This window comes from Candidatus Flexifilum breve, assembly GCF_016713355.1.
The window spans coordinates 735,226-748,586 of record NZ_JADJPI010000037.1 but is presented as its reverse complement, the minus strand read 5'-3'; the positions used below and the strand labels follow the sequence as shown (position 1 = coordinate 748,586).

At 61.0% G+C, this 13,361-nt stretch carries 11 protein-coding genes; 6 read left to right on the top strand and 5 right to left on the bottom strand.

Annotated features, from left to right (window positions below):
• Positions 1 to 71: 71 nt before the first annotated feature.
• The 5 genes from IPK17_RS34225 to otsB form a co-directional block, all read right to left on the bottom strand.
• Positions 72 to 2,009 carry a glycoside hydrolase family 36 protein gene (locus IPK17_RS34225; RefSeq protein ID WP_343422209.1) on the bottom strand — a complete coding sequence of 646 codons (1,938 nt, stop codon included), beginning with the start codon at positions 2,007 to 2,009 and terminating at the stop codon, positions 72 to 74.
• Complete coding sequence (locus tag IPK17_RS34220; RefSeq protein ID WP_343422208.1) at positions 2,006 to 2,995, bottom strand: Gfo/Idh/MocA family protein; 990 nt, start codon at positions 2,993 to 2,995, stop codon at positions 2,006 to 2,008. Before IPK17_RS34220 ends, IPK17_RS34225 begins: the two co-directional genes overlap by 4 nt.
• Entirely contained in the window at positions 2,995 to 4,041 is a 1,047-nt protein-coding gene (locus tag IPK17_RS34215) for a zinc-binding dehydrogenase (protein ID WP_343422207.1), read from the bottom strand. Before IPK17_RS34215 ends, IPK17_RS34220 begins: the two co-directional genes overlap by 1 nt.
• 218 nt (positions 4,042 to 4,259) lie before the next feature.
• On the bottom strand, positions 4,260 to 5,726 hold the full coding sequence (locus tag IPK17_RS34210) for an alpha,alpha-trehalose-phosphate synthase (UDP-forming) (protein ID WP_343422206.1): 1,467 nt from the start codon (positions 5,724 to 5,726) through the stop codon (positions 4,260 to 4,262).
• The gene (gene otsB / locus IPK17_RS34205) at positions 5,726 to 6,577 is read right to left on the bottom strand and encodes a trehalose-phosphatase (RefSeq protein ID WP_343422205.1); all 852 of its coding nucleotides are present in this window, start codon (positions 6,575 to 6,577) and stop codon (positions 5,726 to 5,728) included. The genes IPK17_RS34210 and otsB overlap by 1 nt, the downstream gene beginning before the upstream one ends.
• A gap of 488 nt (positions 6,578 to 7,065) precedes the next feature.
• Here otsB and IPK17_RS34200 point away from each other — a divergent pair, with 488 nt between their 5' ends.
• The 6 genes from IPK17_RS34200 (at position 7,066) to IPK17_RS34175 (ending at position 13,272) form a co-directional block, all read left to right on the top strand.
• A complete protein-coding gene (locus IPK17_RS34200; RefSeq protein WP_343422204.1) occupies positions 7,066 to 7,821 on the top strand; it encodes a putative hexosyltransferase in 756 nt (251 codons plus the stop codon).
• Positions 7,822 to 7,870: 49 nt separating this feature from the next.
• A complete protein-coding gene (locus IPK17_RS34195; protein WP_343422203.1) occupies positions 7,871 to 8,725 on the top strand; it encodes a hypothetical protein in 855 nt (284 codons plus the stop codon).
• A gap of 211 nt (positions 8,726 to 8,936) precedes the next feature.
• Positions 8,937 to 9,962 carry a LacI family DNA-binding transcriptional regulator gene (locus IPK17_RS34190; RefSeq protein ID WP_343422202.1) on the top strand — a complete coding sequence of 342 codons (1,026 nt, stop codon included), beginning with the start codon at positions 8,937 to 8,939 and terminating at the stop codon, positions 9,960 to 9,962.
• A gap of 186 nt (positions 9,963 to 10,148) precedes the next feature.
• Positions 10,149 to 11,465 (top strand): ABC transporter substrate-binding protein, encoded by a 1,317-nt coding sequence (locus IPK17_RS34185; protein ID WP_343422201.1) that lies wholly within the window; start codon positions 10,149 to 10,151, stop codon positions 11,463 to 11,465.
• Positions 11,466 to 11,551: 86 nt separating this feature from the next.
• Positions 11,552 to 12,448 (top strand): carbohydrate ABC transporter permease, encoded by an 897-nt coding sequence (locus IPK17_RS34180; RefSeq protein WP_343422200.1) that lies wholly within the window; start codon positions 11,552 to 11,554, stop codon positions 12,446 to 12,448.
• On the top strand, positions 12,448 to 13,272 hold the full coding sequence (locus tag IPK17_RS34175; RefSeq protein ID WP_343422199.1) for a carbohydrate ABC transporter permease: 825 nt from the start codon (positions 12,448 to 12,450) through the stop codon (positions 13,270 to 13,272). The genes IPK17_RS34180 and IPK17_RS34175 overlap by 1 nt, the downstream gene beginning before the upstream one ends.
• Positions 13,273 to 13,361 lie beyond the last annotated feature (89 nt).

Here is a 13,361-nt window from a genome sequence, read left to right as displayed (position 1 = left end):
GGAGGGGAGCCAACAGACTCGCAGTAGCTCCCCCTCTCCGCTCGGAGAGGGGGTTGGGGGGTGAGGTTTACTTAAGGCAGATGCTCCGGCGCGGCGCAGATCGGTTCCTTCGACAGGAAGATCAGAGCGCCGTCGTGGGGGGCGAGCGTGACCGCGATTCTGTCAATCGGTTCGGGGTAGGCGCGATCCGCCGTCCAATCATAGGCGTATTGTTGGACAGGGATGCCCAGCACTTCCAGTGGATACACGCGCTCGACCGAGATTTCGCCAGCGTTCAGGATGAAGACGGCGCGATCAATGCCGTTACTTCTCACCTGGACGATGACCGGGTCAACCGCGCGGCCTTCAGGTCGTCCACGCGCATCCGTGCCATAGGCGAACGTCGATTTGCCCAGCAGGGGATAGGCACACTCCGCGCCAAACGCCGCATCTTGGGCGATCAATTTCCAAAGACGTAAGCGTTCCGGCGACAATTCCGCGAGATTATCGCTCGTCATGATGACCTGACCCGCCATGCCCGCGTAGATCGCCAGCGAGCGCACTTCAATGTCGCTCAGGTTATGGAAGCGGTCACGGAGGAGGATGCAGTCAGGGTCGGCGCGCCAGAACATCCCGTTCGCGAAATTGCGCAGCAGACTATCGCGCAGCATGGACTGCGCCGAGTAATCGCCGCGCCACTCCACGCCGACATCGCGCCCGATGCGCAGCGCATCAACCAATCCAATCGACGCAAATAAGGGACAACCGCAGCCCAACCAGAGCGCGTCCTCGCCAATCGTTTCGCGGATCATCTCTGCGGTGCGCCGCCAGATTTCGATGCGCGTCAGGCCGGGCGTGTGCCACACCGCCCGATCCGGCCCGTATTCGCTGCCGAAGTGCATAAAGTCGGTCTTGAAGTACTCACAGCTCCACTCATAGCGCCACACGCGGAACACCTCACGCAAATAGGCGAAGGCGTCGGGGTGCGTCGTATCGAGGATGTAGTAGGCCTCGCTGCGTTTGTGCCAGCGGAACTCGGCGTAGAACTGCATGTGGGCGATGGGTTGGCCGTCGTGATCTTTGACCACCCAGTCGGGATGATCGCGGTACAGCTTACTCCGGTTGCCGACCATGAATGGCGCGATCCACAGCCCCGGCGTGAAGCCTGCCGCGCGAATATCATCCAGCACGGGTTTCATGCCGCGCGGGAACTGCGGTTTCACGTCCAGCCAGTCGCCCATCTCCGGCGTAAACCCGTCGTCGATCTGGAACACGCGCATGTTGAGCTGCTCGCGTTGGTTGACCTCCGCTGTCGCCCGCAAGTGTTCAAGGATGTTCTCTTCCGTGATGGAGGCATACAGGTTGTACCACGAACACCAACCGGAAATGCCTTCAAAGCCTTCCCCACGTTGATCATCACCGATCGGTTCAGCCCATTCTTGAAGAGCATGTTCGTAGGGATTGGTCGACTCGATGATATCCAGTTGTTCAGATTCGCACCCGTCAGCATGTGCTTTGCGATCCCACAGTGTTTCAATGAGCAGCGTGTACGGCGTCTGGCGGTTGTCGAGCGTGAGGGTGTGTTGAAAGCGATCATGTCGATGAAAACCGATGACCACACTCCCCGCACCATAGCGCGGGAGCAATTGCGTCAGCGCGTAACCTTGAATCAATCCGGGCGGCGCAGTTTCCGGTTCGATGTAGCTCGCGCCATCCCAACTGTAGTAGCCCATGCGCAGAAACGCGCGCAGATTGGTCAACCGGGTGAAGGCGATCCCGAACGAGTCGAGCACGATTTCGGCGGGCAAGCCGCTGAGGCCATAGAGCAGATGATCCGCATACTTTTGGTTGATTTCAACGTAAAACGTTCCAGTGAGGGGCGTTGGCAAGCTACATTCATAGCGTCCCGGTCGCGCCGCGCGCCAAACCGCCGCTTCAACTCGAGCGCCGTTGATCACCGGGAGCAGTTCGCCAAGACCGACAAATTCGGTCTCGATTGACAGCACTCCCGAACGTAGGACAACGTTCACAGGGCAACCTCCCGGCGTTCCTCAGCGGAGCGCCGCGCCGCCAGCACCAGTTCGAGGATCGTCGCCCCGTCGCGCAGCGGCGTGCGCGTCTGTCCACCCGATTGGATGGCCGTGAGCAGATCGCGCAGCATGGCCACGCGCATATCGCGTAACGAGTCGATCTTGGTGACGGGTGTATCCGGCTGATCAGTGTGCGTGAAGGCCGCCATGTTGGCGCTCGCAAAATCGGCGGTCAGCTTCTCGGCCACCACGCGGTAATCGCCGATCCATTTACCGGGGACGGCATTGTTGGTCGCCGTGATGACGCCCATCCCCCCATTGGCAAACGTGACCGTCGTCGCGCTCGTGTCTTCGCTGGTGTAGCCCGGCACAGTGGAATGGAACAGATTGGTCTGCCGGCTGTAAACCGCAACGGGCTGCCCCATAAAATAGCGCATCAGGTCGAACAGATGAATCGCCTGTTCGATCACTTGACCGCCGGATTTGTCCCGGTCGCGCCACCACGACGCATGCAGCGCATTACAGAAGTAGCGTCCGTTGAAGAGGGCGACGCCGCCTGTTTTACCTTCCGCTTGCAGCGCCTTAAACGCCTCGACCGCCTCGCCAAAGCGGAACTGAAACCCTACCTGCGTCTTGATCCCCGCCCGCTCAACGGCATCGACCATGCGCCATGCCTGCTCTGCAGCGAGCGCTATCGGCTTTTCCATCAGGATGTGGATGCCGTTGGCCGCGGCCCGTTCCACCTCATCCGTGTGGGCGAAGGGCGGCAGACAGATCACGACGAGATCGAGCCGCGCCTCATCAAGCAACGCATGGTTCTCCGTATAGATCGCGGCTTCTGGCGCGTATTTCGCCGCGAACGCGCGCGCTTTCTCCTCGGTGCGGTTGCTCAGCGCGACAATCTCCACGCCTTCGTCCTTTAAGCTGTTGATGACGGCGGCATGCCGTCCGGCGACGTCGCCCGTACCCATGATCCCAATGCGCATCACACACCTCCAAATTCAAGCACAGCGAGCAGCACTTCGTTCGGGCGTTCGTCGATCAGCCGGTACATCGACTCGGCGTCCGCAAACGGGGCGCGGTGCGTAATCAGCGCGCGCAGATCGAGCACACCATCCGCCTGCAAGCGGATCGCCGACTGCCACAGGCGCAGCTTCGTCCAACGGTAGCTGAGTTCAGGTGACACGCCGGAAATCTGCGAACACACGAGGTTGATCCGGTTATGGTGAAACTCCGCGCCGAGCGTCAAGCCCTTGGCTTCACCTTGAAAGAAGCCCATCGCCACCACCCGCGCCGAGTAGGCGGCGGCGCGAATCGCCTCGTTGAGCGCGATGGTCGAACCGGACACTTCGATGCACACATCCGCGCCTAGGCCGCCCGTCAAATCCTTGATCGCCTCGGCGGCGCTGCCCTGCCCCGCGTTCAGCACAACATCCGCGCCCAGGCGCTGCGCCATCTCCAAGCGCGAGTCAAGCAAGTCGACCGCAATGACTTTCGCGCCGGAACGTTTCGCCGTCAGCGCGACGATTTGACCGAGCGCGCCCAGTCCAAAAATGGCGACCGTATCCCCTAAGCGGATCGCCGCATCATGCACGCCGTTTAGCGCGATTGCGCCGAGATGCGAGAAAATGCCGCACAGCGGATCAAGACCAGCGGGCATCAGGCGCGGGCGGGCATAGTCGACCTTGGCCACATGGTGCGTGCGATGTCCCCACGTGCCGAACAGGTGTGCGCCAACCTGGATGTCGCTCACCGCCGTGCCGACTTCGACGACTTGGCCGACCTCCTCATAGCCGAGATTCAGCACCGGATAGCTGAAGCTCGGTTCCGCTGACTCGACGAATAAGCGCCGATCAGCATCCCAACGGCGCGTCAGATAGGGATTCGTGCCCCGCCAGTAAGTCAGTTCGGTCCCGGCGCTGATGCCGGAATAGAGGGTTTGAATGCGGACTTCGTCGGGCTGCAGCGGCGGATCAGAGAGGGTTTGAAAAGCGCCAGAATAGGGAGCATCAAAAACAAATAAGGTACTCATAGACAGGCTTTCTCATAAGTCAATCCTCCCCTGAGCATACCTCACGGCGTGGAAAAGACGGTAATACCGTTGGTCAGCATCCCGAGTTTAGCTGGTCAACGGGCAGAGCATGTGCCGTATTGTTACTTAAGTGCTGTATCGGGGAATTAGTTGAAGAGGATATTGGAGGGGTGTACGACCGTGCGGCCCTCACAATAGTTATCGGACGGCGGGAGCGCTTAGCGGCCTGCGTTCCACTGGTGTTCGGCATCCTCCAGCTGAAGGCGAAACCAGTGATGAATGTCGTTTTGCCGCACCTGCGCTTTGAGTTTGGTGGCGCGGTCGTGCCGCTCCGCCTCGGGCATATCGAGCGCCTGCCGGAGCGCTTCGCGGGTGCCGTAAACGTCGTAGGGCGAAACCAGCAGCGCGGCATCGCCGAAGCCTTCGGCCACACCCGCTTCTTCCGACAGGATGACCACCCCGTCCTGACGGTTGAGCGCTGCGCCCTCTTTCGCCACCAGATTCATGCCATCGGCGAGCGGGTTGACGAGCAACACGTCATACAACGTGAACGCCGCCACCGCCCGGTCATAATTGTTGCCCAGCAGCACGCGGATCGGCTCCCACTCGCCATCGCTCAACGTTGCATTGATCTCGCCGACGAGCGCCATCACTTCCCGCAGATAGCTGCGGTATTCGGTCACTTCGGTGCGCGATGGCACCAGCAGCGCCAGCATGTCCACCCGACCGCAGTATTCAGGATGAGCGAGCAGCAGATTGCGGAAGGCGAGGAAACCGCGCAGGATATTTTTGCTTGGCTCGACGCGATCCACGCGCAAAATGAGTTTTTGCCCCTCGTACTGATTTTGGAGGCGCGCCACCTGCTGCTGCACTTCGGGGCTGTCCAAGCGCTGTTCCAGATACTCCACATCCACCGAAATCGGGTATGGGGTCGCCTCAACTTCGCGTCCCCGGAAGGCGAGGCGGCGCCACGGCTTGCTCACACGGACATCCGGGAGCACATCGACACACGTCTGGAGAAAGCGGCGGGTATCGCGCTCCGTCTGGAAGCCGACGCGATCCGCGTGCAGCATCGACGTGATGAGATCGCGGCGCATGGGCAGCGGCAGCATACGCCATGCATCCGCGCTGGGCCACGGAATGTGGAGAAACGACTGAATGATGACCCGATCGCCGACCAGTTCGCGCAGGAACCGCGGAAACAGGTACAGATGATAATCCTGCACCAGCACGAGGATGCGCCCTTCCAGTTGCTGAATGCTCTCCGCGACCGCCTGCGCTAACTGCCGGTTGATGGCAGTGTAGCCATTCGACCACGCTTTCCACGTGTTCTCATCGATGATGGGATGGCGCGGCGTATCGTGGAGTTGATGCTGCACGAACCAGAGCAGCGGATTGCTGATGACGTTGTAGTAGGCATGGTACTGCGCCGCGTCGGGCTGCACGAGACGAATGCTCATCTCCCCCACTTGGTGGATGCCCTCGCCCATCAGGTGCAGCCACTCGCGATCCCCTTTGCTCAACGCGCACGAGATCCACAGGATCTCATGCTGGCGCGCGACCGCGCTGAGGGCAGTGACCAGCCCCCCCGACCCGCGGACGGCGTGCGGCTCACCATCACGCACGGAAAACGAGAACGGTCCTCGGTTTGAAACGACTAAGATGTGCACAGTTTGGTTTTCCATCAGTTTTCCCCTAGGCTTTGACGAGCAGTGGGCGGTGTTCGGTGCTCCAGTATCCAGCGCAAACAGTGCGTGACATCCGGCACGCCATTGGCTGTCAAATCACAAACGGCGAAAAGATCCGGCGGTGTGGTCGGATGCACGACACCAACCGACAGGGTTTGCAGGTCGCGGGTCGGGTCGGCAGCCAGTTCGCGCAGCGCGCGCATGGCGGCGTAATCGGTCACGTCATCGCCGAAAAAGAGTACGCTCTCTAGCCGATAGTCGTCGGCAATGGCGCGAACGGCCGTGCCCTTGTCCACGCGCAGCGGCGGCTTGATATCCCAGATGAACTGGCCCGCGCTCAATTGCAGGCCCGTCAGCTTACACAACGGCAGCAGATACGCCTGTAACTGCGCCTTGGTCGCCTCCGGGTCAGCGGCCAAACGATAGTGGATCGACCCGGTAACATCTTTGTCCTCGACGATGACGCCCGCCATCTCTAGAGCGCGCACCGCGTTGAGCACGGTCTGCAGGCGCTCCCGCCACGCAAGGGCGGTCTCGACCAGCCTTGGCCCATCAGCGGACCAGCGTTCCAGTCCGTGATTCCCATAGTAGACGAGCTGCGGACGCGTAAACCGCGCGCGGACATCCTGTACGCTCCGGCCAGACACAAGCGCGACCACCGTCACCCGCTCCGCCAGTCCGTCGAGGAGGCGCGCGTTCTCCGGAACGATAGTCGCCACATCGGGATGCGGGGCGAACGCGCTTAACGTACCATCAAAGTCCGAGATGAGGCCGAAGCGGGAGCATGCAAGCACACGCCGCAGCCGATCTGTGTGCTGTTCCCAGTGCTGATCCACCGCTTGTTTCACGCCCGCCTGCTCCTAATCCATCCATTTGTGACTTAATGAAGAATTAAATGTCTTATCAGGATACTATAAAATTCATTTCGATTGTCATTACAAAAAAAACCCAACACCATATTCTCGGCAGATACACGCGTCATCCAAGGTGGAGTGGCAAGGCCGCACTGCGGCTCGAACCCTAGCCAAGTTTGCTGCTGGACCAGGCGAATTCTTCAGCCTTCCGTACCATACATTGCGCATAAAATTAAGTGAGTACCGCTACGCAGCTCGGTTTGACGTCCCGCTTCCGCCGCGCCTGCGCTGGGCATAGTTGTCGGTTCTCGGTTAAGTTATTTCGGCACCAGAACTTTTCGTTAGTCGGTTTGACTGCTGTGTGCACGCCCAGCATCCAGATTGAGGCAGTATCAGGTGACCACCGCTATCCCCCCCCCCCCCCCCCCCCCCCCCCCCCCCCCCCTCCGCTCCGCGCATGGTTTATCCCCCTTGCACTGCTGGTGCGCTGGCCGTTTCTCGGTGTTGAAGGTGTCCCCGGCGACCTGTTTCTGAACGGGTGGTGGGGCGAAATGTCGTACAAAGCTGGCTTTGAAGTCTACAGGCTCACCGAGGCCAATCACCCACCCATCTTTCTCGTCCTCAACGGACTGTCACAAGCCGTGGCTGAAATCCCATTCGTGTGGAATTTCCTCGAATCGGTGCAGTTCACGTGGACGATGCGCCTAAAACTCTGGCCCATCACGGCGGAAATCCTGCTAATTCTCATCCTGTGGCGCTGGCTGCGGGGACGGGGCGCTCTGCGCTGGCTGATTCCGCTGGTGATCGCGCTTCATCCGGCGTTCATCCTCGACTCCGTCATGTGGGGGCAGAGTGACCCCATCTTTACGCTGTTCTTGGTCGTGGCGCTCATGGCGTTCAACGAGGGCAAAGTACGCCTCGCGTGGGTGCTGTATGCGCTGGCATTGCTGACAAAGTTTCAGAGTATTGTCCTGCTGCCGCTGCTGGTCGTGCTGACATGGCGGCGCTGGCAGGCGGCGCCCCCGGGATCGCCGTGTTTTGCGCCGTCCTCGCGCCTTACGTTATCGGCAGCGGTTGGGCTTACGCGCTCGCTCCCTATTCGCGCGGGAGTGTCGATGTCTTCCCCTTCACGACGATTTTCGCGCTCAACTTGTGGCACGTGCTCGAACCGGGTTACTGGCTCGGCACACTCGGCGGCGTCGCCTTCGAGGACAACGGGGCACTGGTTCGCCCGCTGACCGACTTTCAGGCCGGATCTGCTGGTCTATACCTGCGCTGTGTATCGGCATGTGGCGGCAGGCGCACTGTTCACGCGAATTCGTGTGGGGCGCGGCGCTGTACTTCGGCTTCTTCATGCTGCCCACGCAGATTCACGAGCGCTACCTGTACCCCACGGTGATTTTGTCTCTGATCGGCCTCGCGCAGGAGCCGCGTTTACGGCTGGTGGTGGGCACACTGGCGTTTACCTTCACCCTGAATCTGCTCTATGCCGTAAACGCGCCGTTCGGGTGGTTGGGCAGCTTCCTCGCCTACTACTTCCTCCGGTGGACGCCACTGATCGCGCTCATGCAAGTTGTACTCTTCGTCGAAGTTACCTGCTTGGCGCTGTTTGAACATGCACGCCGCTGGGTGCTGCTGCCGGGTCGATTGGCACTCGCCGGATTGGTCGGCTGGCTGCTGGTGCTGGCCGTCGCGCCTCCCATCGATCAACTACCCGTCGGCCCGGAGCTGGTCGAGGATCTCAGCCTCGACGGCGTCGCCAAGCTGGTGGGCCTGCAGACGACCGCGCGCGATGATGGGGTGCTGATCGTCAACCTGTTCTGGTACGCGCAAGCGCCCGTGATCCGGGATTGGCGTCCGCGCCTCGAACTCGAACGTGAGGGACAGGTCATCGGCACCGGCGAAGGTTCGGATCAAGACTTCACTGAGGGCTCGTGGCGCTGGTTCGCGGGGAAAGTGACCTTCACCACCAGTTATATCGCTGCGCTGGACGGCGGGCCACCGGACAGTCTCTACCTCAGTCTGTTCGACGCGACCAGCGGTGAACTCGCGCCGCTGTACCAATCCGGACAGCCCGAAGCGGTTACCCGCGTTCATCTGGCTGACTTTGTGGACGGCGAATTGATCGTCAGCCCGCCCTGAGTCACAGCAGCAGCCCGCAGCCCCCCGTCAACCGCAGCTTAAGTAGGTTCTCGCCAACCTAACGCCGAGCGCAGAGCCGCAGTTTAGCAACCCCTCCGCACCTTTCACCCCCTCCTCATTTCCAACTACTTGACAGGCTTCTAAAACAGTTCTACCATGATGGAAGCGCTTCCACGACAAAGAGTGTTATTTAGAACGGGTGCAGTTTGTGATGCCCAATCCAACGATTTACGATGTGGCGCGAGCCGCCGGAGTCGGCGTGGGGACGGTCTCGCGCGTGCTCAACAACAGCAGTCGGGTCAGCCCGGAAACGCAGGAAAAGGTCCTGACCGCGATTCGGGAACTCGGTTTCCGCCGCAGCAAAGCCGCGCGGCAGCTGTCGACGGGCACGCAGCATCGCAACATTGGCGCCATCATGCCGTATATCACCCCGCCCTCGTTTGTGGAACGTCTGCGCGGTATGCAGACCGCCCTCAGTCACCAAGCCAACGACTTCAACCTGATTCTCTATACCGTCAGCGAACCAAAGCGACAGCACGACCAACTGCTCGCGCTGATCGACCAATCCAATCTCGATGGACTGCTGATCACGACGCTCAATGTGACCGACGAGGAGCGGGAGCTGTTGACGCAGGCGGGCATCCCATTTGTATTGCTGAGTGATGTGTGCGCCGGAGAGCCCAACTGCATCAGCCCCGACAACATCCATGGGGGGTACATGGCCACGCAGCACCTGTTGGAACTGGGGCACCGGCGGGTAGCGTATGTGGGCGACGAATTCCCGAATGATTATGGCGTGCCCACGGGCGAACTTCGCTACCAAGGCTATGTGACGGCGTTGGAGGCGTATGGTGTCCCCTTCCACGCGGAGTACACCGCTTTGGGTGTCCACGGCGAGGAAGCCGCGTACAAGCTGACGCAGGGGCTGCTGAGTCTGCGCGAGCCACCCACCGCCATCTTCGCCATGTCTGACATTCAGGCGGTCGGCTGCATGCTGGCGATTCGCGCGGCTGGTCTGCGCGTGCCGGAAGACATCTCCGTGATTGGCTTCGACGATGTGCAGTTGAGCCGCTACGTCGGGCTGACGACTGTCCGCCAGCATCTGGAGCAAAGCGGCTACCTCGGCATGCAAACCCTGCTCGACCTCTTGAGCACACCCGACAACGTCAAGCCGCGGCACCTACCACCGCTAGAACTGGTGGTGCGCCAGACCACGCAGCGGCTGAATGCTACTTAAGGGCCATCAGAAACACGTCTGCCCGGTGCAGCGTCACTTCTGTTGACAATTTTGCGAAGCGAGAGCCAGTGGGTGAGAAAGGAGCGAGGTATCGACAGCGCTAGAAACGGACAGAGCCGGGTGGCCGCCCGACTCTGTCGCCAGGCCCATTATTGAACCTGATTGACAAACATAGGAGATATTAGCATGAAACGTTTGTTTTATCTGATCCTGACCACCGCCGCCGTGTTGGCAATTTTCGGCATTGCCCTACAAGCGCCCAAGGTGACCGCGCAGGCGGTCGACTGCGGCACCGAGCCGGTGACGCTCCGCGGCTACTTCGAAACCGGGTTTGATCTGCCCTTCCGCCTTGCCGAAGAGTTCACGAATCAGTTCCCGAATGTCACATGGGACATCAGCCAGGACCAGTTCGCCAACCTGATCAACGCAACTCCGCGTCTGCTCTCGGGCGACAATCCGCCGGATCTCATCCGTCTGCCCACCATGGTGTCGTTCGCCAATCAGGGTCTGCTCAAGAATCTGGATGAATACGCGGAAGCCTTCGGCTGGAACGATTGGCCCGTGCCGCAGCTCAATCAGAATCGCGTCGCTGAAGATGGCACGCGCGGTTCCGGTTCGCTCTTCGCGATGGGCCTCAACTACAGCCTGACGGGCATCTTCTACAACAAAGAACAGGCCGCGCAGATCGGTATGACCGAACCGCCGGCGACCCTCGCCGAATTCGAAGCCCTGCTCGCCGCCGCCAAGGACGCAGGTCTGCTCCCCATCATGCAGTGGGGCAGCGCGCAAAGCGGTATGGGCTTGGCCTTCCCGCTGCAGGCGCTGATGGCGTCGGTCGGCTCGGTCGATCCCATCAATGACTGGATCTTCCAGAAGCCCGGCGCGACCATCGACACGCCTGAGAATCTCGTCGCCGCGCAGCATCTGGCCGACTGGATTGCCAATGGCTACTTCCCCGAAGACATCAACGCCATCGAATACACGGATGCCAATGCCCGCTTTGGCGAAGGCGAAGGCGTCTTCATCTTCAACGGTGACTGGCAGAATGCCGCCTACGATGCGACCATGGCTGGCAATGTCGGCTTCTTCGTCATGCCGTCCGCTGAAGAAGGTGGCGCGCCCGCGGCCATGTCCGCCCCGCTGACCTTCGGCATCGCGGCCAACGCCGCCAATGCGGATTGCGCGGCCTTCTTCCTCAACTGGGTCGGCTCAAACGAAACGGCGCGCCAGATCGGCGTGGATGTCGGCGGCTCGAACCCCGGTGGCCCGTCCGGTCTGCCGATGCCCGAGGTTGCCGAAGGTTCGATCACGATTGAAACGCTCGCCGCCGGTTCGGTGATCGGCGAAGCGGGGACGTCGATGGACTTCATCGCCAACGCCACCAGCGCGATCTTCGCGCAGGGCTGGACGCCGGAACTCCAGAAGATGGTTGGCGGTCGGCAGGATGCGGCGGGTCTGCTCCAAGCGGTACAGGCCGAATACGAGCGGCAGCTTTCTGAGTAAAGGTTACGGCCGCAGGGCGATTGCCTGCGCCTGCCTGATCGACTATGACAATGAACACGTCAGACAATCGTCCCGCGGCTCCCAACGTGTCCCGGCAGACCCCCTTCCAACAGGGGGCACGCCGGGAGCACTTCATCGGCTGGCTGTTTGTCCTGCCCGCCTTAGTCATGTACGCGGTCTTTGTGCTCCTCCCCCTGCTGATGAGCATCCAGTACTCGTTTGTGCGCTGGAACGGCATCGGTCAGATGACGTGGGTGGGGCTCGACAATTATGTTCGCGTCCTCGAAGATCCCGATCTGCTGGGAACGATCTTCAACTCGCTCCGGTTGGTCGTCTTCTTCAGTTTCATCCCGGTGTCGCTCGGGCTGGTGGTCGCCAGCATCATGCATCGCACCGCCACGGGGCGCTTCGGCGCGACCGCGCGCACCGTTTTGTTCTTGCCGCAAGTCATTCCACTGGTGGCCGCTGGGATCATCTGGGGGCGCCTACTGTCGCTCCCCGGTCTGGTCAACGAGATTCTCCGCGGCATCGGTCTGAGTACCGTCACCCGGGCGTGGCTCGGTGACTTCGACTGGGCGCTGCCCGCCGTCGGTTTCATTGGCATTTGGGTGCTGCTCGGCTTCTGCACTGTCCTCCTGTGGACGGGCATGACCAAGCTCGACCCCGCCCTCTTTGAGTCGGCGCGCATTGATGGCGCGAGTTGGTTCACCGAATTCAGTCGCATCACCGTGCCGCTGCTGCGCAACGAGATCGGCGTGTGCCTCACGGTAACGGTGATCGCCGCGCTGGCCGCCTTCGATATCGTCTACGTATCAACCGCGGGCGGGCCGGGCAATTCGACCGCCGTCCCCGGCATCCAGATCTATATTCTGGCGTTCACCGAGCAGCGGATTGGGCCGGCGTCAGCGCTGGCAGTCATCCTGACCGCGCTGGTGCTGATCATCATCCTCCCCTTCCAACGCCTCAACCGGGAGGCCAAATAATGAAGATTGACCGTTCCGAACTGTACAGCGGACGCCTGCTGCTGCTCGGCCTCATGGTGATCACCATCCTGCCGTTCATCAGCATATTCATGACCGCGCTGCATCCGTCGAACACCGTACCCGGTGGTCTCGAATGGCCCGCTGACCCGCAGTGGAGCAACTTCATCGAAGCCTTCAGTGTCGCGAACATGACCGCGCTGTTGGGTTCGAGCCTGTACATCGTGCTCGCGGTCGTGCCCGTGTCGCTGCTCATCTCGACGATGGCCGGATTTGCGATTGGTCAACTGCGCATCCCCGGCTCCCGCATATTGCTCGCGTTGTTCGTCTTTGGGCTGACGCTCCCCTTCGGCGGGATCATCGTGCCCCTCTACTATCTGGAACGCGCGCTCGGCATCTACAACACCCGGTTGGCCGTGGTGCTGCCCTTGATCGGTTTGTATATGCCGTTCGCCGTGTTCTGGATGCGCGCGCATTTCGTCAACATGCCGACGGAGATCTCCGAGGCGGCGCGCGTGGATGGCGCCACACTGTGGGATTTGTTCGCGCGCATTCACCTGCCGCTTGCGCGCGCGCCAATGGCATCGCTCGGCATCCTGATGTCGGTGTGGACGTGGAATCAGTTTTTGCTCGCGCTCGTGCTCGTCGAGGATCCGACCGAGCGCACGATGGCCGGGGCGCTCGGCGCGTTTCAGGGACACTATGCGACCAACGTCCCCCTGCTGTGCGCGGGCACCATTCTGATCCTGCTGCCCACGCTGGTGGTCTTCGTGCTGTTCCAGCGCCAGATTATTTCCGCATTGCTGCAAGGGTCAGTCAAAGGCTAAACGACACCATTTCCTCCCCACAATTGGGTGACGGAGGGATAGTTTTAACAATCGCGGGAATTGTAGGGACGCCCAACGGGGCGTCCGCC